The sequence below is a fragment of the Kitasatospora sp. NPDC001527 genome (genome assembly GCF_040298605.1).
Taxonomy (GTDB): domain Bacteria; phylum Actinomycetota; class Actinomycetes; order Streptomycetales; family Streptomycetaceae; genus Kitasatospora.
Genome location: NZ_JBEPAM010000024.1, coordinates 22,287 through 49,273 on the forward strand (window position 1 = coordinate 22,287; position 26,987 = coordinate 49,273).

Genomic DNA, 26,987 nt, shown 5'->3' on the forward strand with positions numbered 1-26,987 from the left:
GTCGCTGCCGGGGCCGACGAAAGTCGCTGCCCCCGGCCCGCGCGCGTCACCGGTACGCGGTGATCATCAGCGCGATGTCGTCCACCCGGTGCGTCGAGCCCAGCTCGTGCAGCACCCGGTCGGCCAGCCCGTCCGGCCCCGCCCTCGCGACCAGCTGCCCCGCGTCCGGGCCCGCCAGCGCCGCGCACAGCCGCTCCACGCCCTCGTCGATCGCCACCGCCGGGTCCTCGACCAGCCCGTCCGTGTACAGCGCGAGCACCGAGCCGGGCTCCAGGGTCAGCGGGCTGACCGGGTAGCCGGCCGTCCCGTCCACGCCGAGCAGCGGCCCGCCCGGCACGTCCAGCGCCTCGGCCCGACCGTCCGGGTGGCGCAGCACCGGCGGCAGGTGGCCGGCCCGGGCGACCAGCGCGGTGCCCTCCCCGGGGGTGAGCCGCACCAGGCAGCAGCTGGCGAGCAGACCGGGGTCGAGTTCGAGCAGCAGCTGGTTGGTGCGGGCCAGCACCTCGTCCGGCGGATGGCCGCCGGTGGTGAAGGCGCGCACCGCGCTGCGCAGCTGGCCCATGGTGGCGGCCGCGCCGACGCTGTGGCCCTCGACGTCGCCGATGACCAGGCAGAGGTCCCGGCCGGTGACGATGGCGTCGTACCAGTCGCCGCCGATCTCCATGCCCTGGGTGCCGGGCAGGTAGCGGGCCGCGATCCGGACCCCCGCCACGTGCGGCAGCCGGTGCGGGAGCAGTGCCTGCTGGAGGCCGCGGGCCAGGGTGAACTCGGCGTCGTACAGCCGCGCGCGCTCCAGCGCCTGGGCGATGAAGCCGGCCAGCGCGGTGAGCAGGCCACGCTCCTCCAGGGTGAAGACGCGGGGCCGGTCGAAGCCGAGGATGCAGCTGCCGACCGGGTGGCCGGAGGCGATCAGCGGCAGGAAGGCCCAGGCCCCCATGTCGTCCAGGGCGAGGCCGGGGTAGGCCGCGGCCAGCTGGTCGACGGACTCGAAGAAGATCGGGGTCCCGGAGCTGAGCGTCTCCGCCCCGGGCACCCGGGCGCCGAACGGGATCCCCTCGAAGCGGTCGAGGAAGCCGTCGGGGTAGCCGCTCTGCGCGACCAGGTTCAGCCGCTTCTCGCGCACCGCGTAGACGGCGAGCTCCTGTCCGCCGAGGGCCGGCAGGATCTCGTCGGCCACCGCCCGGAACACCTCGCGGGCGGTCACCGCCTCGCTCAGCGCGCTGGCCAGCTGGAGCAGGTGGTACATGGCGCCGAGGCCGGTCCAGGTGCCGGGCGGCGCGGGTTCGGCGGGCGGCGCGGCGGCGTCCGGCGGCGGTTCGGCGGCGACCACCCGGCCGGTGACGCCGTGCGCGTCGGGGTAGAGCGAGAAGGCCAGCCAGTGGTCCGGCGGGCGCAGGGCGAGGAACGCGGTCGGCTGCTGGGAGAGCATCGCGGCCCGGTAGCGGTTCTCGTAAACCGGGTCGGAGAGCCAGGGCAGCACCTGCCACGGAGGGTGGCCGACCAGGTCCTCGCGGCGGGCCCGGAGCAGCAGTTCGACGCTGTGGTTGGCGTAGGTGACCCGGCCGTCCGGGTCGAGCGAGAAGACGCCGTCGCTCAGGCGTTCCACGGCGGCGGTCGCGGCGGTGCCGGTCCGGGTGTCGAGGACGGCGCCGACCAGTCGGCCCCACTGCCCCGGGCGGTCGTGCGGCGCCCGCGCCCACAGTTCGACCGGATAGGGGTGGCCGTCGCGGTCCAGCACCCGCAGCCGGGCGGCGACCCCCCGGTCGCCGTCGAGGGCGCCGCGCACGGCGGACCGGAACTCGGGCAGGTCGCCGGGGGCCACCCGGGCGGCCAGGGTGTCCGCGCGGCCGTCGAAGTCGCCGGGGGCGAGGCCGAAGATCTCGCAGAACTGGTCGTCGGCGCTCACCGTGCCGGCCGGCACGTTCCAGTCGAACAGGCCGACCCGGGTGGTCGGCGCGGACGGCGGGCCGAGTTCCGCGACCGTGGTCTCGCCGTCCGGTTCCACCGGGTGGCCGGCCTCCTCCAGCCCGGCCAGCCCGGCGGCCAGCCGGTCGGCCACGGCGCGCAGGTGGCGGCGCGCGCTCTCGGGCACGCCGTCGCCGGTGGCCGGCCACAGCACGCCCAGCACCCCGTAGGTCTCCCCGCCCGCCCGGACCGGTATCCAGGCGGAGGCGAAGTCGTACGGCAGCCCGAGGGCGAACTGCGGGAAGCGGCGCATGGTGTCCTCGGTGTCGGCGAGCAGCACCGTGCGGCCGGTGCGGTAGCCGACCGCGACCGGCAGCGGCCCGGCGGCGGCGATCCGCCGGAACGGGCCCAGGACCGACAGCGGCACTCCCGCGACGGCACACAGCACCAGCGAGCGGCGGTCGCGGGAGCGCAGGTGGACGGTCGCGCCGTGCGCGTCGGTCCCGCCGAGCAGCGTGCGCACGGCGGAGGTCAGCAGGGCGTCACGGTCGCGGGCCGCCTGCTCCTCCACGGACAGCCCGATGCGCTCACGCAGGCTCCGCGGCCCCGGATCGGGCCGCACCGCCCGGACACCGCCGCCGCTCGGTCGCGGACCGGGCGGGTCCGCCGGCACAGCCTCGCGCATCCTCTCTTGCTACGCCGGGGCCCGGGGGCTGTCAAGGCGGGCCCCACCCGTCCCGGGGTGCCCGGCGGCCCCGGCTGCGCCACCATCGACCCCATGACGCCCCGCACCTCCGGCCCCGGTCCGACCACCGTGGTCAATCTGAAGGGCCACCGCGACGACCCCGCGTTCGCCGACGTGGTCTACGTCGGCCGGGCGATGCACCGGGGCGGCTGGCACCTGGCCGAGTCCCCGCTGCACTGCCCGTACCGCCCCGGCCCGGACCTCTCGCGCGAGGAGATGAAGGTCAGGTACCGCGCCCACCTCCTCGGCCACCCCGACCTGCTGGCGCTCGTCCCCGGCCTGCGCGGCCGCCGCCTCGGCTGCTGGTGCGCCCCGCTCCCCTGCCACGCCGAGGTCCTCGCCGACCTCGCCGACCACGGCGTCCCGTCCTGACCCGGACGCCCCCGGCGGGTCCCGCCGGGGGCGTCCGGCGGGGCGGGGGCGGCCGGGGGCGGTTTGGGTATTCTCCCTGGACAGCGCAGCGCACAACGGCTGCCCCGGGGGAAACGAGTAGCGAAGCATGGGGTCCACACCGTCCGATCGATCGGCGGGCGAGGCGTCCTGGCAGTGGGACGGGGAGGACGGGGGCCGCGCCGCCGGCGCCCCCGGTGACGTGGTGAGCGGGGGCGCGGACAGCGACGGCCGTGGGCCGTGGACGACCCGCCGCCGGCTGCTGACCGGCGCCGGGGTGCTCGCCGCGGGCGCCGCCGTCTGGGGGGTGTCCCGCTCGGCGGGCGGCCCCGAGCCCACGCCGGAGCCGAAACCGCGGCCCGTACCGACCCGGGTGGTCGGCCCGGAGCCGGCGTGGGTCTACCAGGGCCCCGAGCCGATGACACCGGACCGGCTGGACGGCCGGCTGTTCGCACCCGCCTACGTCAGCCGCAGCGGCATCCGCCTGCTCGACCCCGAGCGCGGCGTCCTGACCGAGGTCGTCGAGGCCGGCCGGGCGCAGGGCCGGACGGACGACAGCCCGCTGATCGTCGGCGACGGCCGGCTGTTCAGCACCTCGACCGGCCACGTCGACGCCCGGACGCTGGTGGGCCCGACCGCGAGCTGGAGCCTGCCGCTGCCCGCGGAGCTGGGCGACTCGATCACCCTGCTCGGCTGCGACGGCGCCCAGGTGTACGGCCGCGTCGGGAACAGGTCCGACCTGCGCGGCCACCTGTTCGCGATGGACGCCGGCGGCAAGGGCGTGGTCTGGTCGCGCCCGGCCGCCGAGCGCGGCGAGCTCCTGGTCGCCGTGCTGGGCCTCGGCGCCGGCCGGCTGCTCGCCTGGGACGCCGACCCGACCGCCGGCCTCGCGCTGCTGGACGGCGCCAACGGCCGCCGGCTGTGGTCCGTGGCGAACACCGGCACCGCCTGGTCCGGCGCCGACGGGCGGCACGTCTACCTGCCGGCCGGGTCGGGAGGCGTCCAGGCGCTGCGGCTGGAGGACGGCTCGCCGCGCTGGTCGGTGCGCCCCCGCTCCGGCGAGGAGTGGCGCGCCCTGCCCCCGGTGAGCGACGGCTTCCGGGTCTACGTGCTGCGCGACAGCGGCCTGGTCACCGCCCACGCGGCGGACGGCGGCGAGCAGCTCTGGCAGCTCCAGCTGCCGTTCCGGCTCGACCGGCGCTGCCGCCCGCTGCTGACCAGTACCACCCTGGTGGTGCCGGGCCCGGCCGACGCGGGCGTGCAGTTCGTCGAGACGGAGTCCGGCCGGGTGTTCACCACCTTCGCCGACTCCGGTCCCGGGGTGGACGTCTGGTCGGTGTCCAGCGACGGCACCCGGCTGTTCGTGGGCCACGACAGCACGCTCTACTGTCTGGGCGGGCTGCCCGTGCCCTGAACGTCCGGGGCGTTCGACGACGAGCGCCGGCCGCCCAGGCCCTCTCCGTCCCCGACCGCAGGATGATGCCGTGCCGATTCGCCCGATCTCGCCCGACCGTCTCGTCGAGCTGCTCGCCGACCGGATCACCGCGCTGCCCGGGGCGGGCGGACGGTGGCTGCGGGTGGCCGTGGACGGCGCCCCGGCCGCCGGGCCGGGCGCGTTCGCGGACGCGCTGGTCGAGCCGCTGCGGCTGCGCGGCCTGCCGGCGCTGCGGGTCCCGGCGGCCGGGTTCCTGCGCCCGGCCTCGGTCCGGCTGGAGTACGGCCGGCACGACGCGGACGCCTTCCACGACCTGTGGCTCGACGACGGCGCGCTGCTGCGCGAGGTGCTGGACCCGCTGGAGCCGGGCGGCACCGGCCGGGTGCTGCCCTCGCTGCGGGACCCGGTGGCGGACCGCGCCACCCGCGCGCCCTACACCGAGCTGGCGCCCGGCGGGGTGCTGCTGCTGGACGGCGCGCTGCTGCTGGGCCGGTGGCTGCCGCTGGAGCTGACGGTCCACCTGGCGCTCTCACCGGCGGCGCTGGCCCGGCGGACCGCGCCGGAGGACCGGTGGACGCTGCCCGCGTTCGCCCGCTACGAGGCCGAGACCGTCCCCGCCGAGGCGGCCGACCTCACCGTCCGCCTCGACGACCCGCGCCACCCGGCCCTGGTCGAGCCCGCCTGAGCCGCTGTCCGACCGGCCCGCGCACGCCCGCCCCGGCTGCCCGAACCGCCGTCAGCGCGCCCGCCGCCCGGGCGCTCCGGGCCGCCCGGACCGGACCTCCGGGGCCGGACCGCGCTGGCAGGACGGGCACCAGTACGCGGGCCTGTCCTGCGGCGCCGTGCCGTGCTGCGCCGTCAGCACCGTGGTGCCGCAGCGCGCGCAGGGCCGCCCGGCCCGGCCGTAGACCCACTGCTGGTGGCCGCGCCGGGTGTCGCCGGTGGTGACGTGGCCGGAGCGCAGCCGGTTGGCCTCCAGGACCTGGTGGGCGCGGGCCACCAGGCGGTCGGCGCTCGCCAGCTCGCCGACCGGGGTCCACGGGGTGACACCGGCCAGGTAGCAGAGCTCGTTGGCGTACACGTTGCCGACGCCGGCCAGGTTGCGCTGGTCGAGCAGCGCCTCGGCGACCGGTCGGCCGGGGTGGGAGAGCAGCCGGCGGACCGCCTCGGCCGGGTCCCAGTCGGGCCCGAGCAGGTCCGGCCCGAGGTGCCCGACGGCGCGGTGCTCGTCGCCGGTGCGCAGCAGTTCGACGACGGGAAGCCGGTAGCCCACGGCGGTGCCGCGTTCGGTGCCGAGCACGGCGCGGATCTGGTGCGCCGGCGCGCCGGTCCACCGCTCGCCGGGGCGGAAGAGCACCCAGCGGCCGTCCATCCGCAGGTGGGTGTGCAGGGTGAGGCCGCCTTCGAGGCGGGTGAGCAGGTGCTTGCCGCGCGGGACGACCTCCAGCACCCGGCGTCCGGCGAGGTCGGCGGTGGCGTGGGCGGGCACCCGCAGCTCGCCGGTGGTCAGCACCTGCCCGGCGAGGACCTCGTGCAGCCGGGCCGCCGCGCGGTAGACGGAGTCACCTTCTGGCATGCCTCCATCCTCCCTCCGCGCGGCGGCCCGCCGCAGCCGGTCGCGGTCACGCCTCGCCGTCGGCCTCCTCGCCGGTGGCGCCGTGGCGGACCACGACCACCGGGCAGGGGGCGTGCTCGGTGAGGTGGCGGCTGACCGATCCGAGCAGGGCGCCGGTGAACCCGCCGAGGCCGCGACTGCCGACCACGGCCAGCGCGGCGCCGCGCGAGGCCTCCAGCAGGGCCTGGGCGGCGTTGCCCGGGACCACCGACTCGGTGATCCCCACGTCGGGCCGGGTCCCGACGGTCTTGGCGACGGTGTCGGACAGGGTCTTGCCGGCCAGCTCCTCGGGGTTGAACTCGGGGGCGGGCACGCTCGCCCCGGCCCAGCCGTAGAACGCCGGGTACTCCCAGGCGGCGACGGCGTGGACGGTGCCGCCGGTCAGCCGGGCGTAGTCGACCGCCCAGCGCAGCGCCTTCTCCGAGGCGGGCGAGCCGTCGACACCGACGACGATCCTGGGCTTCGCGCTGTTGGCCATGACCTTGCTCCTTGCTCGACGTGCTCTCTTGCCTGCCTTGCCCTCCAAACATAGATCAACAGGGATATTTGTCCACCAACTGCCGCGCCGATCGGTTCGTACACCTGCGAAACTGGTACTGGCGGGTGCGCGGCGTCGTCGCCGCGCACCCGCCAGGGCTTCAGATCCCGCGCCGGGGCCGTCAGGCCCGGTAGGCGGCCCAGGAGTTGGACATCCGGGCGACCTGGCCGGGGGTGAACTGGGTCATGCAGGAGTCGTAGGTGTAGTCCATGAAGTTGTGGATCGGGTCCACACCGGTGGACGTGCAGGTGTCCCGGCCGGCCGGGCACTGGTAGGCGGCGCTCGCCTCGGCCGGGGTGTCGGCGACGTAGTCGCCCTGGCCGCTGCAGCCGCCCTGGAAGGTGTGGTAGAGCCCGAGCCAGTGGCCGACCTCGTGGGTGGCGGTGTCGCCCTCGTTGTAGTTGGCGGCCGAGCCGCCGGGGAACGAGGAGTCCAGGATGACCACGCCGTCGTTGGTCGGGTTGGACTTGTAGGAGCTGGGGAAGGTCGCCCAGCCGAGCAGCGACTGGCCGAGCTTGGCGCTGTAGAGGTTGAGGGCGTTGGCACCGCCCTTGCGCAGCGCGGTCTTCATCGCCTTCTCGGCGCTGGAGCCCGGCGCGACCCCGTTGTACCAGGTCGAGTTGTCGGTGTAGTCGGTGGCGACCAGCTGGAAGCGGAACTGGCTCGCGGTGTTGCCGGTGCCCAGGCCGCTGTACGCGGCATTGAGGACGTCGATCTGCCGGGCGACGGTGGTGGCCGACAGCTTGCCGGTGGTGCCCGAGTGGACGACGTGCACGTACACCGGGATGGTCGTGGTGGCGGCCAGCGTGCCGGGGGCGAGCAGGGTGCCGCCCTGCGGCGAGTTCGCCAGCTGGGTGAGCCGGGCCTGGAGGTCCGCGTCCATCGCCTTGGCCTGGGATTCGGTGACGGCGTTGGGCTCCTGGGCGGCGGGGCTGCCGGCGGGCTTGCGGGCCGCGGCGTCCTGGGAGGTGTCGCCGGCACAGGCGGCGGACGGGGCCTCGACGGTGGCCGCGCCGGCGGCGGTGAGCGCGGTGGGCGCCGCGAACTGGGTCAGACCGAGGGCGGCGGCGACGGCTGCCGCGCCGAGGAACTTGCTGGTGGCACGCGAGGGGACACGGGCGGAACGACGCATCTGCGCTCCTGAGGGGGGTGGTGGGGGACGGCGGGTGAGGGGGCCGCCGAGAGCCACAGGCTACGCAGGGTCGCGTGTACGCGTCAGACTTGTTCCGGCCTGGAAGTCCTGACGGCAAATCGGACATAATCCGGAAGTTTGAGCGGTCCGACCTCGCCGCACATGGAGCATTTCCCGTCGCGCGCATGCGCACAGTACCGGCCCCGGCCTGTCCGAAACGTGACACCCCGTCTGCCCCGCGCAGCGGTGCGGCGGCCGGCGGGACAGGACGAACGGGATGAACCGGGCGCCCGAACCGCCTCGCCGAGACTACGACGCCGGGAAGACGATCTCCCGCAGGGCGCGCGCACCGGCCCGGTCGAGTACCACGGCCGACGCACATCCGGCGGGCGGGCGCCCCGTCCCGGCCAGCCGCCGGTGCAGCCGCCGGGCGGCCTCCCGGTGCCGGGCGAAGGCGTACGCGGAGACGGCCTGCCCGCGGGCGCGCTGGCCGTCGCGGGCCTCCTCGGCACTGGCGTCCAGCAGCACCAGGTGCACCCGGCGCCCCTGCCGCTCGGCCACCCGGACCAGCCACTGCCGCACGTAGGGCACCGCCCCGCAGTCGTGCACGGCGAGCGGACCGCCGGCCAGCACCGCGCGCCGCAGCCGCCGGTAGTGCGCGATCCGCACCAGCGGGCGGTACACCGCGTACGGCAGCCAGGAGGGCAGCCGGGCCGCGTACTCCTCGCGGACCGGCTGCGAGTCGACCAGCGGGGCGCGCACGCAGCGGCGCATCAGCGTGCTCTTCCCGCTGCCCGGCAGCCCGGAGACCACCAGCAGGTCGCCCTCCGGGTAGTGCAGCGCGGCCGGGCCGGGCCGGCCCGGCCGGGTCCGCCGCAGGTCCTGCAGGCCGCACGGGCGCAGCGGGCCGCCGGCCGGCTCCGCCGCGACGTCCGGGCAGCCGGCCCGCGGCGCCGGGACCGTCCGGTCGGGCCCCTCCCGGTCGGCAGCCGCTCGGTCGAGCACCGTCCTGGAGACCTGCGCGTCCGCCATCGAAACCCCCTGCGTCCCCGCCGGCCCGGGCTCTCCCGGACCCGCTTCCCGAAGAGCCTTCCCCCTTCAAGAGAGAGTAAAGACTAATGGTCAGACCGGGTCCGGGCCGAGCCCTTTACCGCCCCAGGTACGTCACAGAAGTGCTCCGGGACCGTTACGGAGGGCCGGGGAGCGGGCCGGGGAGCAGGCGCGGGAGCGGGCCGCTCAGCCGAGCTGCGGGGCGATCCGGGAGGCGATCAGCTCCAGGTGGTCGAGGTCCTCGAGGTCCAGGACCTGCAGGTAGATCCGCTCGGAGCCGACGGCGGCGTACCGGCCGATCTTCTCCACCACCTCGTCCGGGGTCCCGGCCAGGCCGTTGGCCTTCAGGTCGTCGACCCCGCGGCCGATCGCGGCGGCCCGGCGGGCCACCTCGGCGTCGTCGCGGCCCACGCAGACCACCAGGGCATTGGAGTAGACCAGGTCGTCGGCCTTGCGGCCGGCCTTCTCGACGGCCGCGCGGACCCGGCCGAACTGGGCGGCGGTGTCCTCCACGGAGACGAACGGCAGGTTGAACTCATCGGCGAAGCGGGCGGCCAGGGCCGGGGTGCGGGTCGGGCCGACGCCACCGACCAGGACCGGGATCTTCGCCTGGACCGGCTTGGGCAGCGCCGGCGACTCGCTCAGCCGGTAGTACGTCCCCTCGAAGTCGAAGGTCTCGCCCAGCCGCGTGCTCCAGAGACCGGTGACGATCTCCAGCTGCTCCTCCAGCCGCCCGAACCGCTCCTTCGGGAAGGGGATGCCGTAGGCGGTGTGCTCCGCCTCGTACCAGCCCGCGCCGAGGCCGAACTCCACCCGCCCGCCGCTCATCGCGTCGACCTGGGCGACCTGGATGGCGAGCACGCCGGGCAGCCGGAAGGTGGCGGCGGTCATCAGGGTGCCGAGACGGATGGTGCTGGTCTCGCGGGCGAGGCCGGCCAGGGTGATCCAGGCGTCGGTCGGGCCGGGCCGGCCACTGGCCGCGCCCATCTTGAGGTAGTGGTCGGAGCGGAAGAAGGCGCTGAAGGCCCCCAGCTCCTCGGCGGTCCGGGCCACCTTGAGGAGGGTGTCGTAGCTCGCGCCCTGCTGCGGTTCGGTGAAGATGCGGAGATCCATGGCGGCCATTCTGGTACGGACCGCGGCGTGCCCAGAACGGATTCGCCGAACCGGCGCCGGCGGCGTGGCCGCGGCCGCCCGCGGACCGGCGGCGTGGCCAAGGTCTCAGCCCGCAACCGCCTCCGACGGCCGGAGCGGCTCGCGCGCTCGCCTACGGTGGACGGATGTCCGCCACGCCCGACGAGTCGCACCGGGGCTCTCCCGACGACTCCCCCGACGACTTCGCCGACCCGCGCGACCGGCCGGCCGGCTGTCCGCTGCCCGGGATCGTCGCCGCCTTCACGCCCCGGCTCGCCGAGTTCGCCTTCGAGCCCGGCTTCACCGCGGCGGTCGACCAGCACGCCGCCGAGCTGCGCGACCTGCTGTACGAGCAGGGGCCGGAGCTGCTGCCCCGGCCCCTGGACCGCGAGGAGTTGTCCGACTACGCGCTGGGCTTCCTCGACGCGCTGGCCGAGATCGGCTGGCGCGAACCGGTCGGGTACGACTACGCGGTGCACCGGCTGACCGCGATCTGCTGGCTGGTCCGGCAGGACGGTCTGCTCGCGGCCTGACCGCCCCGCCGGCGTCCGACCTGGTGACGTCCGACGCGGTGGCGTCCGACCCGGCGGCTCAGCCCGGCTGCTCGCCCGGCCGGCCGGGGTCGATGCCCGGGGCCGGCGGCGGCGTGGCCGGGGTGGCCGGCCGGGCCGGCTGGTTGGCCAGCGCGTCCGCCCGGCCGGCCTGGTAGGCGCTGCCGCGCAGCTTGGCGGTCTCCTTCTCGGCGCTGTCCAGCCAGCGCTCCCAGCGCTGGCGCATCGGGATGATCAGGCCGCCGCCGACGCCGACGATCAGGATGCCGGCGATCGAGGCCAGCACCGCGACCAGCACCGGACCGGTGATGGCGGTGGCGATCCCGGCCTGGCCGAGCGCCGCGACCACGCCCAGCAGGACGATGAACGCCCAGGCGATGGTGGCCACCGTCCGCCCGTAGGCGGCGCCGGACAGGGCGCTGCGCACGATGTCGCGCACGGCGTTGGCGATGGCCATCGCGACCACCACGATGACGACCGCGACGATGCCCCGCGGCAGCCAGGCGACGATGCCGTTGATCATGACGCTGATCGGGTTCGGGCCGAAGACGCCGAACGCGAGCTGGAGCGCCATCAACAGGATCGCGTAGTAGACGATCTTGCTGACGATCCCGGTCAGGTCGTACTTCGAGCCGGCCAGGTGCCGGGCGATCCCGGAGCGTTCGGCCACCCGCTCGGAGCCGACCCGGCGCAGCACCCGGTCGAGCAGCCGGGCGATGGCCTTGGCGACGAACCACCCGATGATCAGGATCGCCAGGAAGGCGATGAACTGGGGAATGAACTTGGCGACCTTCGACCAGGCCTCGGTGAAGCCGGAGCCGAAGTCGACGGACAGGGCGAGCTGCTGGGCCACGGGAGTCCTCCACTCGGAGACCCCGCGCCGGGAGCGGCGCGGGGACCCCCCACCCTTCGTGGATAGCAGCGCCCCCGGGCGACCGCACGCCCCGGCGGCCCGCACTGGCCTCGCCGGGTGAAGCCGCAGCCGCGGTCGGGGCATCCCCACCGCGCGCGTCCTGGCCGTACAGTGGCGGTCCACACGGCAGACGGCGGACGGGCGGGGAGCGGACAACGTGAGCGACAACCGTACGGGCGGCGGCGGGCACCGGGCGCTGGTCTGGCACGGGCTGCCGGAGCGGCCGGGCGCCGCGGTGCTGGTCCTGCACGGCGGCCAGGAGCACGGCCTCGCCCGGCCCGGCCCGCTCAACCTGCCCGGTCTGCGGATGGCCGGCTTCGTGCGCGCGCTGCGCCGGGAGACGGCGGGGGCGGGCGTGGCGGTCGGCGCGGTCCGCTACCGCCACCGGGGCTGGAACGGCGAGCGGGCCGACGCCGCCCGGGACGCCGTCGCCGCGCTCGACGACCTCGCGGAGGCGCTGGGCCCGGTGCCGACCGTCCTGGTCGGCCACTCGATGGGCGGCCGGGCCGCCCTGCACGCGGCCGGTCACCCGACGGTCACCGGCGTCGTCGCGCTCGCCCCGTGGTGCCCGGCCGAGGACCCGTGCGAGCAGCTGGCCGGCCGCGACGTCCTGATGCTGCACGGCGACCTCGACCGGGTCACCTCCCCCGCCGACACCCGCGCCTTCGCCGCCCGCGGCCGCGCCGCCGGGGCCCGGGTCTGCGGCTACACGGTCGCCGGCACCGGCCACACCCTGATGCGGCGGATCGGCGACTGGCACCGTGCCGCCGCCCGGCTCTCCGCCGGACTGCTCGGCCTGCGCGACCTGCCCCCGGAGGCCGCCGCCGCGCTCGCCCTCCCGCCCGGCTCCGAGGCCTCGCTCGGCCTGCCGCTCCCCTCCCACCCCCGCACCGCCCCGCCGCTCCACCCCGCCCGCGCGCTGCCCACCGACGCCTGAGCGGTCACCCCAACGCCCGGCGCGCACCGGCGGACTCGGGCGTCAGCGGCACCCTGATCACGCCGCCTCCGAGAGGCGCGCACCACCCCCTGACGGGGGTGGGCGCCGGACCGAAGGGTCACTTGGGCAGGCACTCGGAGATGTCGAGCTTGCCCAGGAAGTTGGTGTCCAGGAGGTTCTGCACGTTGGTGGCGTTCGGGTCGAGGGCCTTGTCCAGCATCTGCTGGGTGCCGCCGCCGGGCTGGTTGAACGCGGCGGCGATGCGGCCCTGCTGGACCTTGAACGGCTTCAGCACGGTGTAGCAGTGGTAACTGTCCTGCTCCGTGTTGTTCTTGACGATGGGGTTGAGGCTGTCCGGCGGAAGGGCGCGCTGGGGGTAGGGCGTGCCGGCGGTGGACAGGAAGCGGCCGCCGGTGTCGCCGAAGCGGTCGAGCTTGGTGCCCGCCGCGAGTTCGACGGCCGCCTTGTCGATGGTGCCGTCCTTGTCGTCGAAGCCGTCCTCCCCCGGGTACTTCCAGTTGAGGCCGTCGCGGTACCAGGAGAGGAACTGTCCGGGCCGCAGGCCGCCGGTGCGGTTGTAGTCGGTGAGCAGCTTGTACGCGGGCAGCTTCTTCAGCCCCTCGGCGGTGGGGCCCAACTCCTTGAAGCCGCAGTAGTACTTGAGCAGGTCCTCGGGGGTCGGCCGGTACTGCTCGCGCGGACATTCGTCCACGGCGGCGGCGCTCTGGACGGCGACCGTTCCGGTCGACAGCAGGGCGGCCGCCAGGGCGAGGGCGGCGAGGTTGCGGGAGCGCATGGGGGTGTCTCCTCCGGAGGGTGGGCGAAGCGGGGCACACAACGGATCGATCGGAACCGGAAGTTACACGTCACCGCAGCGCCACTTCGTGGACGAAACGCCCGCCCGGGGCCCGTTCACCCGTTCAGCGAGGGCACTCTGACGCCGCGCCCGGGCGGCACGGTGTCAGTGGCACCTGATCCACTGCCCGTGCACCGGAACCACCGAGCAGACGGGAACCACCGCCATGGGCGTCCTGACCGACTACTTCCGCGCGCCCGACGACGGCGCCGTCCTCGCGGCGGTCGACGACGCCGAGGGCGGCCCGCTGGTCGGCGGGGCGCGGCCGGTGTTCGACGGAGTCCGGGCCAAGGGCGTCCACCCGGAGGTCGTCCTGGGCCAGTTGATCGCCGTCGCCCGAGACGTGCAGTGGGAGGCCGACCTGGCCGGCGAGACCCCCGTGTGGCCGACCACTCCCCCGCCCGGCCGCGAGGGCCCCACGGACGAGGACGACCCCTGGTCGACCGGCCCGTGGATCATGCGCCTGTCCCGCCCCGCCCGCGACACCCTCGCCGACCTCCCGGCCGCCGGCCTCCCCGCCGTCAGCGCCCGCTGGGCGGCCGCCTCGGAAGAGCTGGACACCACCGACGGCGAGGACCTGCGCCCCCTGGTCGAGGCCCTGACCGCGCTGGCCCGCCGCGCCCGGGAGGCGGGCGAGGACCTCTACTGCTGGATCTGCCTCTGATGCTCCTTCCGGAAGATCCGGCGCGCCGTGGCGCTACGGCAGGTACGCGGCGACGCGGTCCGCGAACTCCTCCGGGGTGAGGACCGGGATGCCGAGCGTCTCGGCCTTCGCCCGCTTCGAGCCGGCCTTCTCCCCGGCCACCAGCAGGGTGGTGCGGGTGGACACCGAGGAGGAGGCCTTGCCGCCGGCGCGCTCGACGAGCTCGTTCATCTCGTTGCGGGACAGGGCGGCGAGCGGGCCGGTCATGCTGCCGGTGACGACGACGGCCTCACCGGCGAGCGGCGCGGCCGAGCCCGGCTGCTGCGCGTCGGGACCGTCCGCGGGCTCGCCGACGGCGGCGTTCTCCGCGGCGGCCGGCCCCTGGGGTTCGGTGACGGCGGTGCCGACGTCCCGGGTGGCGAGCTTGTCGAGGAGAGGCGCGAGGTCGGCGAGTTCGGCGACGATGACGCGGGCCTTCTCCGTGCCGATGCCGTCCACGGCGGCCAGCGTCTCGGCGTCGGCCGCCCGGATCGCGGCCATGGACCCGAAGTGGGCGGCGATGCGGCGGGACATAGTGCGCCCGGTGCCGCGCACGCCGAGTGCGCAGAACACGCGGTTCAGGGGCCGGCTGCGGGCGGTCTCGATCGCGGCGAGGAGGTTCTCGGTACTGGTGTCGCCCATGCGCTCCAGGGCGAGGAGCTGCTCGCGGGTGAGGGAGAAGAGGTCGGCGATGTCGGTGACGAGGCCGGCTTCGACGAGCTGGACGGCGCGGGTGCGGCCCAGGCCCTCGATGTCGAGCTGGTCGCGGCCGGCCGCGTAGACGACGGAGGCGACGGCCTGGCAGTTGCGGCCACGGGTGCAGCGCCAGCGCTGCTCGGTGGTGTCGATGGCGTCGCCGCAGCGGGGACAGGCCTCGGGGAAGACGATCGGCCGCTCCTCGCCGGTGCGCTCGTCGGCGAGCGGCGCCTCCACGCGCGGGATCACGTCGCCGGCCCGGTAGACGAAGACCCGGTCGCCGATCCGCAGGTCGCGCCGGGTGATGTCGGCCGGGTTGTGGAGGGTGGCGTAGGTGACGGTGACGCCGTCGATGTCGACGGGTTCGAGGACGGCACGCGGGGCGACGATGCCGGTGCGGCCGACGTTCCACTCGACGCCGAGCAGCCGGGTGACCTTGTGCTCGGCGGCGAGCTTGCGGGCGACGGCCCAGCGCGGAGCCCGCGACCCGGACCCGGCGTCACGCCGGTCGGCGGCGGAGTCGGCCTTGACGACCACGCCGTCGATGCCGAACGGCAGCGAGGCGCGCAGTGCGGCGATCTCCTCGACGCGCTGCCGGACCTCCTCCTGGGTGGCGCAGCGCCGCGGGTGGGCGGGGGTGGTGGCGGCGGTGTTGGCGCCGAGGGCGGCGAGCAGTTCCAGCAGCGCGCTGTGGCCGAGGTCCTCGTCCAGGCCGACGGCGCCGTAGGCGAAGAAGGTCAGCTCGACGCGGTAGGGGCGGTCCTTGGCGCGCAGGGTGCCGGCCGCGCCGCTGCGGGGGTGGGCGAACGGCGTCGCGCCGTGCTCGGTGCGCAGCCGGTTGGCGTGCTCGAACTGGTCGTGGGTGAGCAGCACCTCGCCGCGCAGTTCGACGTCGATGGGGTCGCTGAGCGCGGCGGGCAGGCCGAGGATGGCGTCGGCGGCGTGGCTGATGTCCTCGCCGGCGAGGCCGTCGCCGCGGGTGAGGATCCGGTGCAGGCGCCCGGCGCGGTAGCGGGCGGCCACCGCCATGCCGTCGAGCTTGGGCTCCACGCACCAGGCGGTCACCTCGTGGCCGAGGTTCCGCTCCAGCCCTGCGGACCACTTCGCGAGCTCGTCGGCGGAGAAGACGTTGTCCAGGGAGAGCATCGGCACGCTGTGCGGCACGTCCCCGCCGGCCGCGCCGCCGGCGACCTTGCCGGTCGGGGAGTTGCCCAGTACCTGGTCGGGATGGGCGTCCTCGTAGGCGGTGACGGCCTGCAGCAGGGCGTCGTACTCGTCGTCCCCCAGCGGGGTCGATCCGTCGCCGTAGTAGGCGGCGGCGGCCCGCACCGCCCGTTCGACGGCTTCGGCGTAGTCGGCCGGGGTGGAGAGAGCGGCGGCGTCGTGGGTCATGAGGGCATCATGCTGGGCGGCACCGACAACGCCGTGTTCGGCGACGGGTCGCTCGGGGCGAGGCCGCGGGGCCACTGCCGCCGGCCCGGCCCCGCCGGACGGTGACCCCGGCCCCGGCCGGTCCGCTCCGCCGCCCCGGCCTCCCCGCGCGGCGGCGCCGTCGCCTACAGTGAGAGCTTCTTGCGGACGGGACCGGGTGACGGCACGAGCGGGGAGGGGGCCGGAGTGGAGCGACGCGTACGTCGGACCGCGGCGGCCGCGCTGTCCTGCGCGTTCCTCCTGGCCTGGGCCGTCTTCCAGGTCGTCCTCGGCACGGCGACGGGCGCGGCGCAGCCGGCCGTCGGCGCGCAGCCCGCCGTCGCCGCCCCGGCCGCGCCCGCCGTACGGCTCGGCCCGGCGGGCGCGGAGGTCCGGCGCACCGCGGACCGCCCCGGCTCCGACGTCGTCCAGCGGCGGACGGCCGCCGCCGAGCCCGGCGTCCGGCTGCCCGTGCTCCCGCCGGCCACGCTCCCGGGCGCCCGGACGGACGCCCCCCGGCCCCGGCCCGGGGTGTACGCCCCGGGGCCGCGCCAGGAGCGGGCGCCGCCGTCCGGCCACTACGACCCCCGCCACACCCGCGGTCCCCCCTCCACCCGGTCCAGCTGACGTTCCACCGCGCCCGCCGACCCGGGTGCCGCGGCCTGCCCGCGGCCCGGACGGGAGGGCTCCGGCCACCGTGCCCGGAGCGTTCCCGGCGGCGCGCCGTTCCCTCGCGTCCGCCCGTCCCGGGTGCGGCGTCCCCTCGCGGACGCCCGGCTCCCGCGGACCGCCCGTGGAGTACCCATGCCTACTCGCCGTGCCACGTTCTGGCGCGCGCTCGTCGCGCTCGCCGTCGTCGGTGTCTCGCTCTACGTCGCTCTGACCACCCCGCCCCGCCTCGGCCTCGACCTGCGCGGCGGCACCCGGATCGTCCTGGAGACCCAGGACTCGCCCACCGTCCGCGCCGACGCGGACGCCACCGACCGGGCGCTGGAGGTGCTGCGCCGCCGGGTCGACGGCCTCGGCGTCGCCGAACCCTCGCTCGCCCGCGCCGGGGAGCGGCGCATCGTCGTCGAACTCCCCGGCGTCCAGGACCCCCGCGAGGCCGCCGGGGTCATCGGCCGCACCGCCCAGCTCACCTTCCACCCCGTCACCGGGACCGCCGACGGCCCGGCCGGACCCCCCGCGGCGGACGGCTCCCGGGTCCTCGCCGACCCCGGCCTCCCCGGCCAGCACCTGCGGCTGGGCCCGCCGGTGCTGACCGGTGACGGCGTCAAGGACGCCTCGGCCGTCCTCGACTCCCGGACCGGCCTCGGCTGGAGCATCGACCTCTCCTTCCGCGGCTCGGCCGGCGACGCCTGGGCCCGGCTCACCGGCGAGGCGGCGTGCGCCGCGCCCGCCGACCCCGCCCGCCGGGTCGCCATCGTGCTCGACGACCGCGTCCTGTCCGCCCCCGGCGTGCAGGACAGCGTGCCCTGCGGGCAGGGGATCACCGGCGGTTCGACGCAGATCACCGGCGGCTTCTCCGCCGACGAGGCCCGCGACCTCGCGGCCCTGGTCAAGGGCGGCGCCCTGCCCGTCCCGGTGACGGTGATCGAGCAGAGCACCGTCGGCCCCACCCTCGGCGCCGAGGCGATCCGGGCCAGCGCCCTGGCCGCGGTCATCGGCCTGCTCTGCACCGGGGTCTTCATCATCGCGGTGTACCGCCTGCTCGGGGTGCTGGCCACCGTCGCGCTGGTCCTCTACGGACTGATCTCCTACGCCGCCGTGGTCGCGCTCGGCGCGACGCTCACCCTGCCCGGGCTGGCCGGCTTCGTGCTCGCCATCGGTATGGCGGTGGACGCCAACGTGCTGGTCTTCGAACGGGCCAGGGAGGAGTACACCGCGCCCCGGGCGGCCGGCCGCGGCAAGGAACGCGACCTGCGGCGCCCGCTCCGCGTCGGGTTCGCGAAGGCGTGGAGCGCGGTGGCCGACTCCAACGTGACGACGCTGCTCGCCGCCGGGCTGCTCTTCGTGTTCGCCACCGGCCCGGTCAAGGGCTTCGGGGTGACGCTCTCGATCGGCGTGCTGGCCTCGATGTTCTCGGCCATGCTGATCACCCGGCTGCTCGCCGAGTGGGCGGTGCGCCGGCCGGCCGTCGCCCGGCGGCCCGCCCTGACCGGCATGGCCACCGTCGGCCGGCTCCGGACCCGGCTGACCCGGCGGCCGCCCCGGCTGATGCGCCACCGGCGGCGCTGGCTGGGCGCCTGCGCCGGCCTGCTGCTGCTCGCCCTGGCCGGGATCGGCGGGCGCGGCCTGGACTTCGGCGTCGAGTTCACCGGCGGCCGGGTGGCGCAGTACACCGCCGCGCAGCGGGTCGACGCGGACGCCGCCCGCTCGGCGGTGGTCGACGCCGGGTTCCCGCAGGCCGTGGTGCAGACCACCGGCGACACCGGCGTGTCCGTCCGCACCAAGGAGACCGGCGACGACCAGCAGCAGCGCATCCGGGAGGCGCTCACCGGCGTCACCGGCGAACTGTCCGTGGAGCGCGACGAGCTGATCGGGCCGAGCCTCGGCAGCGAGCTGCGCGGCTACGCGCTGGCCGCGCTCGGGCTCGCGGTCGCCGCCCAGCTGCTCTACCTCACGATCCGCTTCCGGTGGACCTTCGCGGCCGCCGCGGTGATCGCGATGGCGCAGGACCTGCTGCTCGTCCTCGGCCTCTTCGCCTGGCTGGGCAAGCCGGTGGACAGCGTCTTCCTCGCCGCGCTGCTCACCATCGTCGGGTACTCGGTCAACGACACGGTGGTCGTCCTGGACCGGCTGCGCGAGCTGCGCCGGACCGGGACGAAGGCGAGCTGGGCGGACCTCGCCGACCGCGCCGTGGCACAGACCCTCCCCCGGACGGTGAACACCGGCATGGGGGCGCTCTTCGTCCTGCTGGCCCTCGCGGTCCTCGGCGGCGACTCGCTCGCCGACTTCTCGGTGGCACTGCTGGCCGGGGTCCTGGTGGGCACGGCCTCGACGGTCTTCACCGCGATGCCGGTGGTCGTGCTGCTCCAGGGACGCTTCCCGGACCGACCGCGGGATGCCCGGGAGTCCCGGACACCGCACGCGGCGGCCGCGGCCCGGGCCCGCGACCACAACGGGGCGGTGGTCTGACCGGAGCAGAGCGCCGGCAACGTCCCCTTCCGGGGCGGCGCCTGCCGCGGTCCGCGAATCGGGCGCGGGCCCGGACCGGTCGGTCCGGGCCCGCGGGGGTGGTCAGCGCTGGATGAGGAACCGGGTGCCCGCCACCGGCCAGGACGGTGAGCAGCGCGAGGGCCCTGGGCGAGAGGTGGACGGCCACGGTGAGGTGGATGTGGGTTCCGACCGGCTTGATGGCGTTGGCCATGGCACCCCGGAGTACGAGGTCCCGGTACTCCGGGGCTTTCCGGATCCGGCGGGCGCGCTCCAGATCGTCTTCGCTGATCCGCAGCCAGGTCCCGAGGACGAGCTCGGTCCCACCCGTGAGCCGAGCCGGCAGCAGGCAGCGGGTGAGGCTTCCCGCACCGACGACCCTCGCCGGCGTCTGCCACGATGGGCGACGCTCCGTGACACCTCGTCATCCCCGCGGCCACGGGGAGGTGCGGTCGGGGGCGCACTGGTGCCGGCCGGTACGGCTGTGCCCCGGTCCGGGGGCGGACCGGGGCAGTGAAGCGGGTTGCCAGGACGTGGCCTGCAGGTCAGAAGAGCCGGTCGGCGGCGGGGAAGCCCCAACCGCTGCGGTCGCTGTCGGAGAGGACGGCGGGCGGGTCGGGGAACGGGGCGGACGGGTCTCCGGTGCCCCTGCGGAGGAAGACGTCCTTCTTGGGGTCGGTGGTGCTGTGCGGCTTGATCCCCAGGAGGTCTCCCCGGCCGGCGGCGTCCCCGTCGACGTTGCCGGGGGCCAGGATCTGCGTGAACACGTTCCAGCCGGAGCCGACCTTCACCGGGCCGTCGAGTGTGCCGTCGGCCTTGCCGGCGAAGCGGTAGAGGTCGCCGCCGGGAGTGCGGGTGAGGATGTCGGGAAGGCCGTCACCGGTGAGGTCGCCGGGGGTGAGGACGGTGTCGTAGGCCCCGAAGCCGGACGAGAGGGCGACGGCGGGGCCGAGGCTGCCGTCCGTCCTGGTCGAGAAGCGGGTGAGCATGCCGTCGCCGGTCCGCACGACGAGGTCGGGGTGCCCGTCGCCGTCCATGTCGGGGCTCACGGCGAGCCGGTCGACGGCGCCGAGGCCCTGGGCCACCTCGCGGGGTGCGCGGGTGAACAGCTCGGAGTCCAGGTCACCCGGGTAGAAGCGCAGGGTGCCGCTGGTGTCGATCGCGTAGAGGTCGCCGTCGCCGTCCGTGTCGACGTCCCCCGCCCGGGCGATCAACTCGGTGTTCTTCCAGCCGAAGCCGGTCTTGCACTCGTCGGCGGCGATCTTGCCGTCACTGCGGCCGAAGTGCCGCCAGAGGTCGCCCCCGGTGTCCACGCGCAGCAGGTCGGCGTAGACGTCGGCCCTGGTGTTGCAGTGCTTGAAGGTCGCCGCGCCCCGGTAGGGAAGGTGGTCGGAGATGCCCTGGCGGCTCGGGGCGGGGGCGTCGACCGCGGCGGCGACGTTCTTGAAGTGGCTTTCGTCCAGGAAGATGTAGTCGAGCTTGCCGTTCGTGGGGTGGGTGTACTGACCGGAGCGGCAGCGCGTCACCACGGGATGCCCGGCCTGGTCCCGGCACTCGTAGTCGAAGCGGTCGACGTCGGTCTCGTCGGTCTCGATCATCGGCTGACCACCGGGAATGGCACCCGTGCCGCCCAGGTAGAACGGGTCGAGGTCCGCGGAGCGGGGTCGCTCGCGGCTGCCGTAGGTGTTGCGGTTGACCGGGTTGAAGTCACCGCCCAGCACCACGGCGGCGCCGTCGTTGAGCCACGGGTCGATCGACAGGTTGTACGCCTGCGTGAGGGTGAGGAGCGGGTCGTGCGGCGCCCCGTGGTTGGGCCACAGGTGGACGGAGCACGCGCGGGTCCTGACGGACTGGACCGTGGCCTCGACGCACGCCGCGAACCAGTCCTCCTTCGCCGTCGCCGTCGTGACGTCGCCGTACGGGCCGACCGAAGGGTTGAGCATCTTCCTGCTGGTCACGGGCCCCTTGGCGAACACCGCGATGCCGTAGTCGCCGGTCACCACCGTCGACGGCTTGGTGTCGGTCGGGTCGTCCATCGAGCACAGGCCCGGCGACTCGGTCGGGCTGAAGGTGGTCACGAAGTTGCCGGAGCTGTACCCCTCGGCCATCAAGCTCGTGTTGATGGCGTTGTACTGCTGACGGCACACCTCCTGGAGGAAGACCAGGTCGGCCTTCCATTCGAGCGCCTGGCTCACGACCTCGGCACGCCGCGGCTCCACCGTCCGCGGGCTGGTACAGCCACTTTCGAGGCTGTTTCCGCAGATGTTGTACGTCAGGAACCGGACCAGCGGCGCTGTCGTCGGCGTCGGTGCGTCGGCCACGGCCGCCTGCGGCATCCCTGCCAGGACCACCAACAATGCCAACAGAACGGCGAATGTCCCGCGTCTACGCACGGTGAACTTCCCCCTCCACACTCGGCCCGCCCGGTGAGCGCCACCGGCACTCCACGGGCGGGCCATCAACAAGATCAGCAGACCATACCCGGGGGTGGGTCCACTGCGGAGCCCCACGGCCGCCTCCTGTCTGCGGCGCCGCCACCGCGACCACGGTGATCCGGGCTCTGCCTCTCGCGTCCGGAGCCCCGACGGGAAGACGCCCGCCCGCGCCCTGCGGACCCTCCCCCGAACCATCAGGGACCCGTCGGCCGAGGCGTCCAAGCGCCCTGTGGCCGGCGGTGTCGACACCGATGACGGCCGCGGACCTCCGGCCCGCCGAGGGCGGGGTGATCGGGCGTCGGCGACTCGGCGACGGGAGAGGGCCGCGTCGACCACCCGGGCTTCGCGGATCACCGTCGAGCGGCCGTCCGGCAGGTGGGTGGGGACGGTCAGCCGGCGGGCCCGGCTGTCGTCGGCGAAGGAGCCGGGCCGGGCCCCGTGCTGGTAGTCGCGGCGGGCGAACTGCGCATCGTCCAGGACCACTCACACGTCCGCGGCGGCCGCCTTGGCCATGGTGGACAGGCGCATGAAGAGGTTGGGCCGGTGGATCGCGCCCAGGCAACCGTGTTGGCGGGTGAGGAGGCGACTGCAAGGTCGGGTGATGCCGAGTACGGCGTGGTCAACCCCATCGCCTTCGAGGCGGCAGGCTCGCAGGCTCCTCCGGGCCGTCATCCAGGCGAAGGGCCGGCGAGTTCGAGGGAGGCTGGGATCCACTCCGCTCGCGCACAGAACCCTCCGCCGCAGCCCGCCCCGGGGGCGCGGCGGCGCCCCCGGGGACACGCTGATGCGGATCAACGGCCGGCGCAGCCTCCCCGCGCGCCCGCGGGGGTCGACCGAGGGTGCCTGTTGGCGTACATCCGAAGCTCAGCCGGGTACGGGTGGGCGCGCGCAGTTCGTGAGGTGCCACAGGCAGGCCGTTCCCAGGGCTGTGCGGCCTGGCAGGGCTGCCCCGCTGTTGGCTCGGGAGCCCTCGGGCGTGTCGGTGGTGGCTGCGATCCTTTGCACCATGGACGACGAGACCTTCTGGGCGCTCATGGACGAGCTGAGCTGTCGCCCCGGTAGCCGGGACGAACGGTTGGAGTGGCTGCGCGGGGAGTTGCGGCGCGGGCCGGCCGCGGGGGCGGTGGAGTTCCAGGCACGGCTGGAGGCCGCGTGCGCGGTGGTCGCCACCGGGGCACTGTGGCGGGCGGTGCGCCGGATCGAGGGTGGCTTGTGCTCTGACGACGGCTTCGACTACTTCGCGCTCTGGCTGGTGGCCCAGGGGCAGAGGACGTACCGGGCGGTGCTCGCCGATCCGGACGCCCTCGCCGACGTCGCCGAGGTACGCGCCCTGGTGGGACGGCACCTGCGGGAGTGGCACGACGACGAATGGCCGGAATGGGAGGAGCTCGGCTACGTCGCCCAGGAGGTGTTCGGCGAGCTGACGGGCCAGGACGACGACTGCTCGAAGGCGTTCCACGAGGCCCTGGACGCCGTCGAGGAAGCATGGCCGAAGCCCGACGACACCGCAGAGGCCACGGTGAGGGCCGGGACACCCCGGCTCGACGCCCTCTTCCCCGGAGAAGCCCGCTCCTGACCGGTGACGCAACGCCGGAGCCCACGACCGTGGGCGGAGAACTCCCGCCGGAGCCGCCGACTACCGTGGACGCATGGTGAACCGAGTACACCCGGTACTGTCCGGGCTGGGCCGAAACCCGGCCGCCCCGCAGGACGTCCTGGTCCGCCTGGCCGCGCATCCGGACGCCCGGACGAGCGTGGCCTGGCGTCGCGGACGGCTGGCGGACCCGGTCGTCGAGGCCCTGCTGACCCACGGCGGTGCCGACATCGCGGTGGCGCTCCACGGGGACCGCCTCTCCCCGGCGATGCGCCGCAGGATCGCCGGGCATGCCGATCCCGAGATCCGCGACGCCTACCCGGACTTCATCCGGCAGATGGTGGACCGTGGGACGCCGATGAGCGTCGACAGCCTGGAGGAGGCCTACGGCCTGCCCCGAACGGACCTCGCCGGAGCGCCGAGTCCCGCTCTGCGTGCCGCCGTCGCGCGTTGCTGGCCCGATCGGCCGGCCGCGGTGCAGCGGAAGCTGCTCGCCGACCCCGACCCCACGGTCCGGGCCGCGGCGACCGAGCGACAACACCCCGGAGTCCCTCCGGAGTTCCGGGACCGCTGCCTCGCCGACCCGGACCCGGCCGTGCGGGCCAACGTCGCACGCCACGTACCGCTGACACCCGACCAGTTCGACCGGCTCATACGCACCGGGGACGAGTTCGTCCTGCAGTCCGTCGCCGGAAACCCGCACCTGTCCGCCGAGATGGTGGCCCGGTTCCTGGATCTCGAAGACCCGAGTATTCGCGTCATGGTGGCCTACAGCCGCCACACCGACGCCGCGACCCGGGCAGGGCTGCTCGCACCGCTGGAAGCCGAGCGCGCGGCCGGAAGCACCGCCGCCATGCTGGCGCTCGGCTGGACCGGCGTCTCACCGGACTGGCTGAGGGCCGCGCCCCTCGACGAGCGGCTGACCTACCTGGACTGCCCGCACCCGGCGTTCCGGCGCGTCCTGGCCTCCTGCCCCGACCTGCCGGACGAGGCGTGGCAGCGGCTCGACGACGACCCGGACGTCCGGGTCCGCCGCATCGCGGCCCGCCGACCGGACGCCCCACCAGAGGTACTGGAACGACTGGTCCGCACGCACGGCGAGAACTTCCACCTCCGCCCGCTGCTCGTGGAGCACCCCAACTTCCCCCGCCGGGCGCTGCGGACCCTCGTCGACGAACCGGACCCGAGGGTACGTCGGGTCGCCCTGGAGGACCCGGACCTCCCCGTTCCTGCCCTCCACCGGCTCGCCACCTCCCCCGAGCCCTCCCTCCGCCGCGGCGCCGCCCGCCACCCCAACATCACCCACGCCCTGCTGACGCCCCTGCTCCAGGACCCGCTCCCCGAAGTCGCCGACGACGCCGCCGCCAACCCCGCCCTACCGCCGCCCGAGATGTACCGCATCCTCGCCGAGGCCGGCCTCTGACGGACTCCCGGCCCGCGCCCGCCGTTCCGGCCGGGCGAACTCACCGCTCTCCCAACGGTCCAGCGGAGGCAGGCCTGACGGCCGCCGCAGGGGACGAGGGCCTGCCGGCTGCTCCGGACGCGCTCAGAAGTGGTCGGGGCCCGACCAGCTGTACCAGGGGCCGCCGAGGTGGTCGTACGACTCGGGGTAGCGGGCCGGGCCCTGCGGGAAGTAGGCGTAGCCCTGGTTGGCGAAGAGGCCGGAGGTCGCGATGGGGAACTTGACGCCGCCGTCGGCCAGTTCGGCGTCCTTGATCCGGAAGCCGCCGATCCGGGCCGGGCCGGGGTCCACCGTGCCCGTGGCGAGGGCCCTTTCGGCGTAGGAGGTGAGCGCGGGCCGCGCGAGCGCGAACCGCACCTCGCGGGGAACGCCCTGGCTCACCAGCAGGGCGGTCGTGGCGATCAGCGGCGGGACGGCCGCCCACCGCCAGCGGCCGCGGCGCCGTCCCGCCGCTGCCTCCTGCGCCGGCTTGCGGGTGCCCGCCAGCTGCCGGACGAGCCACGCGAACGGGATGAGCCCGAGCGCCGCCGACCCCACCGCGAGAACCTCGTAGTCCCAACCGGGCACGCTGAAGCCGAACGCGACCGCCCCCGACGCCAGCAGGCAGCCCAACAGCGCGCCGGGGCCCGGCCGCTGGAACCCGTACACCCGGCGTCGCACGGCGGGCGACAGGGACAGGACCTCAAGGCCCATGACGAACGGAGGATGACGACTCGGCGGGGCCGGCTCAGGGTCGGTGGGGCTGGTCCCGTAGGGGTTGGGGGGCCGGGTAGGACCTGGGTCGGATCGTGAAGCCATCCCGCAGCAGGACGGGGCGCGGGCCGGGCGGTCGGAGACTGGAGGCGATCCGAGAGACCGAGTTCCGCATAGGGGGCGGCATGGTGCTGCGCGTTGGACGAACGACTTCCGTGTTGACGGCGGGTGCCGCTGTGCTGGCGGCGCTCACACCGGCGACCGCGTTCGCGGCGGAGGAGCCGCTCCAGGGGTACGGGCGACAGCAGCTGCGGTGGCAGCGGTGTGCCGCGGACCAGCCGGCCTCGTTGGAGTGCACGACGGTGAAGGTGCCGCTGGACTACGCCGACCCGGGTGGTCGGACCATCGGGATCGCGGTCTCCCGGATCAAGGCGGGCAGTGCGGCGAAGCGGCACGGCGTGCTGCTGATGAACCCCGGCGGCCCGGGTGCTCCGGGGCTGACGATGCCCGCCGGAATGGAGCCCCTGCTGCCGGCCGAGGTGCGCGAGCGCTTCGACCTGGTCGGCTTCGACCCGCGCGGGGTCGGACGCAGTTCGCCCGTCAACTGCGGTCTGACGGCGGACGAGCAGGTCCTCCAGCACCCCTACTCGGCCGCGACGTTCGGGCAGGACGTGGCGCGGGCCGGGAGCGTGGCGGACAAGTGCTGGGCCAGGGCCGGGGACCTGCTGCCGCACATCACCACCCGGAACACGGCACGCGACCTGGACGCCGTCCGGGCCGCGCTGGGGCAACGGACGATCTCCTACCTGGGCCACTCGTACGGCACCTACCTGGGCGCGGTCTACACCCAGATGTTCCCCCGGCGCGCGGACCGCTTCGTGCTCGACAGCGCCCTCGACCCGGCCCTGGTCTGGCGCGGTGTGCTGCGCGGCGCGACCGAAGCCGCCGAACTCGCCTTCACCCGCTGGACGGAGTGGGCCGCCGCCCGCGACGCGGCCTACGGACTGGGCGCCACCCCGGAGGCCGTCCGCGCCGCGTTCTGGGACCTGATCGGCCACGCCGACCGCACGCCGATCCCGCTGGAGGGTCAGCTGTTCGACGGCGACGCCATCCGGGCGCAGTACCCGGCCTTCGTGGAGGTCGAGGCCGTCACGCCCTTCATCGTCGCGCTGAAGGCCGCGGCGGCGGGCACACCGGCCGGGCCGAGTGCCGACGTTCCCGCCGCGGCCGAGGCCCCGGACGTGGACAACGTGGTCTCCGCCGCCTGGGCCGTCCTGTGCGGTGACGTCCGGAGCTGGCCGCGCGACCCCGAGCAGTACCGCCGGGACGCGATCCGGGACCGAGCCGCCAGCCCCCTGGCAGGCGACCTGGGGGCCGGCATCCAGCCCTGCGCGTTCTGGAAGTCCGCTCCTCGCGAGGCGGTCACCGTCGTGAACAACGACGTCGACGCGCTGATCGTGCAGAACCAGTGGGACCCGCAGACGCCCCTGGCGATGGCCAAGGGCATGCGGCGCGCCCTGCACGGCGCCCGCATGGTCACGGTGGCCGGCGGCGAGGGCCACGGTGTCCTGGTGACCGGCCGTCCGTCCTGCGCGGACGGCGACGTCACCCGCTACCTGACGACGGGACGCCTGCCCGCGAAGGACCGCACCTGCAGCTGA

The 26,987-nt window shown here is 75.3% G+C and carries 22 protein-coding genes; 11 read left to right on the forward strand and 11 right to left on the reverse strand.

The annotated features are described in order from the left end of the window. Window positions 1-46: 46 nt before the first annotated feature. On the reverse strand, window positions 47-2,476 hold the full coding sequence (locus ABT238_RS21680; protein ID WP_350776157.1) for a SpoIIE family protein phosphatase: 2,430 nt from the start codon (window positions 2,474-2,476) through the stop codon (window positions 47-49). 207 nt (window positions 2,477-2,683) lie between these two features. On the opposite strand from ABT238_RS21680, the gene ABT238_RS21685 reads away from it, so the two are divergent. From ABT238_RS21685 to ABT238_RS21695, 3 genes are all read left to right on the forward strand, one after another. Next, window positions 2,684-3,022, forward strand: a complete 339-nt coding sequence (locus ABT238_RS21685; protein ID WP_350568175.1) for a DUF4326 domain-containing protein — start codon at window positions 2,684-2,686, stop codon at window positions 3,020-3,022. 127 nt (window positions 3,023-3,149) lie between these two features. After that, a complete protein-coding gene (locus ABT238_RS21690) occupies window positions 3,150-4,454 on the forward strand; it encodes an outer membrane protein assembly factor BamB family protein (RefSeq protein ID WP_350568177.1) in 1,305 nt (434 codons plus the stop codon). A 70-nt stretch (window positions 4,455-4,524) separates the two neighbouring features. Further along, window positions 4,525-5,160, forward strand: a complete 636-nt coding sequence (locus ABT238_RS21695; RefSeq protein ID WP_350568180.1) for a nucleoside/nucleotide kinase family protein — start codon at window positions 4,525-4,527, stop codon at window positions 5,158-5,160. 51 nt (window positions 5,161-5,211) lie between these two features. On the opposite strand, the gene ABT238_RS21700 is transcribed toward ABT238_RS21695, so the two are convergent. The 5 genes from ABT238_RS21700 to ABT238_RS21720 form a co-directional block, all read right to left on the reverse strand. After that, complete coding sequence (locus tag ABT238_RS21700; RefSeq protein WP_350776197.1) at window positions 5,212-6,051, reverse strand: DNA-formamidopyrimidine glycosylase family protein; 840 nt, start codon at window positions 6,049-6,051, stop codon at window positions 5,212-5,214. Window positions 6,052-6,097: 46 nt separating this feature from the next. Then, the gene (locus tag ABT238_RS21705; protein WP_350568185.1) at window positions 6,098-6,568 is read right to left on the reverse strand and encodes a universal stress protein; all 471 of its coding nucleotides are present in this window, start codon (window positions 6,566-6,568) and stop codon (window positions 6,098-6,100) included. A 181-nt stretch (window positions 6,569-6,749) separates the two neighbouring features. Continuing rightward, window positions 6,750-7,760 carry a zinc metalloprotease gene (locus tag ABT238_RS21710; protein ID WP_350569346.1) on the reverse strand — a complete coding sequence of 337 codons (1,011 nt, stop codon included), beginning with the start codon at window positions 7,758-7,760 and terminating at the stop codon, window positions 6,750-6,752. A gap of 309 nt (window positions 7,761-8,069) precedes the next feature. Continuing rightward, window positions 8,070-8,792 (reverse strand): AAA family ATPase, encoded by a 723-nt coding sequence (locus ABT238_RS21715; RefSeq protein ID WP_350569347.1) that lies wholly within the window; start codon window positions 8,790-8,792, stop codon window positions 8,070-8,072. 204 nt (window positions 8,793-8,996) lie between these two features. After that, the gene (locus tag ABT238_RS21720) at window positions 8,997-9,923 is read right to left on the reverse strand and encodes an LLM class F420-dependent oxidoreductase (RefSeq protein ID WP_350569348.1); all 927 of its coding nucleotides are present in this window, start codon (window positions 9,921-9,923) and stop codon (window positions 8,997-8,999) included. 164 nt (window positions 9,924-10,087) lie between these two features. On the opposite strand from ABT238_RS21720, the gene ABT238_RS21725 reads away from it, so the two are divergent. Beyond that, complete coding sequence (locus tag ABT238_RS21725) at window positions 10,088-10,474, forward strand: DUF6401 family natural product biosynthesis protein (protein ID WP_350569349.1); 387 nt, start codon at window positions 10,088-10,090, stop codon at window positions 10,472-10,474. A 58-nt stretch (window positions 10,475-10,532) separates the two neighbouring features. Here the strand turns inward: ABT238_RS21725 and ABT238_RS21730 are convergent, their stop codons facing one another. Then, on the reverse strand, window positions 10,533-11,345 hold the full coding sequence (locus ABT238_RS21730; protein ID WP_350569351.1) for a mechanosensitive ion channel family protein: 813 nt from the start codon (window positions 11,343-11,345) through the stop codon (window positions 10,533-10,535). A gap of 217 nt (window positions 11,346-11,562) precedes the next feature. Here ABT238_RS21730 and ABT238_RS21735 point away from each other — a divergent pair, with 217 nt between their 5' ends. After that, complete coding sequence (locus ABT238_RS21735; RefSeq protein WP_350776279.1) at window positions 11,563-12,342, forward strand: serine aminopeptidase domain-containing protein; 780 nt, start codon at window positions 11,563-11,565, stop codon at window positions 12,340-12,342. Window positions 12,343-12,460: 118 nt separating this feature from the next. Here the strand turns inward: ABT238_RS21735 and ABT238_RS21740 are convergent, their stop codons facing one another. Next, window positions 12,461-13,138, reverse strand: a complete 678-nt coding sequence (locus tag ABT238_RS21740) for a TNT domain-containing protein (protein WP_350569354.1) — start codon at window positions 13,136-13,138, stop codon at window positions 12,461-12,463. 226 nt (window positions 13,139-13,364) lie between these two features. On the opposite strand from ABT238_RS21740, the gene ABT238_RS21745 reads away from it, so the two are divergent. Then, window positions 13,365-13,862: a hypothetical protein gene (locus tag ABT238_RS21745; RefSeq protein ID WP_350776298.1), complete on the forward strand. Its 498-nt coding sequence runs from the start codon at window positions 13,365-13,367 to the stop codon at window positions 13,860-13,862. A 33-nt stretch (window positions 13,863-13,895) separates the two neighbouring features. Here ABT238_RS21745 and ligA read toward each other — a convergent pair whose 3' ends face one another. Then, window positions 13,896-15,968: an NAD-dependent DNA ligase LigA gene (gene ligA, locus ABT238_RS21750; protein ID WP_350776316.1), complete on the reverse strand. Its 2,073-nt coding sequence runs from the start codon at window positions 15,966-15,968 to the stop codon at window positions 13,896-13,898. A gap of 225 nt (window positions 15,969-16,193) precedes the next feature. Between ligA and ABT238_RS21755 the strand changes: the two genes are divergently transcribed. Together ABT238_RS21755 and secD are read left to right on the forward strand one after the other, a co-directional pair. Further along, window positions 16,194-16,613 (forward strand): hypothetical protein, encoded by a 420-nt coding sequence (locus tag ABT238_RS21755; protein WP_350569357.1) that lies wholly within the window; start codon window positions 16,194-16,196, stop codon window positions 16,611-16,613. A 177-nt stretch (window positions 16,614-16,790) separates the two neighbouring features. Then, entirely contained in the window at window positions 16,791-19,124 is a 2,334-nt protein-coding gene (secD, locus tag ABT238_RS21760; RefSeq protein WP_350776333.1) for a protein translocase subunit SecD, read from the forward strand. A gap of 563 nt (window positions 19,125-19,687) precedes the next feature. Here the strand turns inward: secD and ABT238_RS21765 are convergent. Further along, a complete protein-coding gene (locus ABT238_RS21765) occupies window positions 19,688-21,463 on the reverse strand; it encodes an endonuclease/exonuclease/phosphatase family protein (RefSeq protein WP_350569360.1) in 1,776 nt (591 codons plus the stop codon). A gap of 1,120 nt (window positions 21,464-22,583) precedes the next feature. Between ABT238_RS21765 and ABT238_RS21770 the strand changes: the two genes are divergently transcribed. Then, on the forward strand, window positions 22,584-23,153 hold the full coding sequence (locus tag ABT238_RS21770) for a DUF4240 domain-containing protein (protein WP_350776352.1): 570 nt from the start codon (window positions 22,584-22,586) through the stop codon (window positions 23,151-23,153). A 73-nt stretch (window positions 23,154-23,226) separates the two neighbouring features. Further along, window positions 23,227-24,594 carry a hypothetical protein gene (locus ABT238_RS21775; RefSeq protein ID WP_350569364.1) on the forward strand — a complete coding sequence of 456 codons (1,368 nt, stop codon included), beginning with the start codon at window positions 23,227-23,229 and terminating at the stop codon, window positions 24,592-24,594. 123 nt (window positions 24,595-24,717) lie between these two features. Here the strand turns inward: ABT238_RS21775 and ABT238_RS21780 are convergent, their stop codons facing one another. Next, window positions 24,718-25,326 carry a hypothetical protein gene (locus ABT238_RS21780; RefSeq protein ID WP_350569366.1) on the reverse strand — a complete coding sequence of 203 codons (609 nt, stop codon included), beginning with the start codon at window positions 25,324-25,326 and terminating at the stop codon, window positions 24,718-24,720. 215 nt (window positions 25,327-25,541) lie between these two features. Here ABT238_RS21780 and ABT238_RS21785 point away from each other — a divergent pair, with 215 nt between their 5' ends. Then, the gene (locus ABT238_RS21785; RefSeq protein WP_350776377.1) at window positions 25,542-26,987 is read left to right on the forward strand and encodes an alpha/beta hydrolase; all 1,446 of its coding nucleotides are present in this window, start codon (window positions 25,542-25,544) and stop codon (window positions 26,985-26,987) included.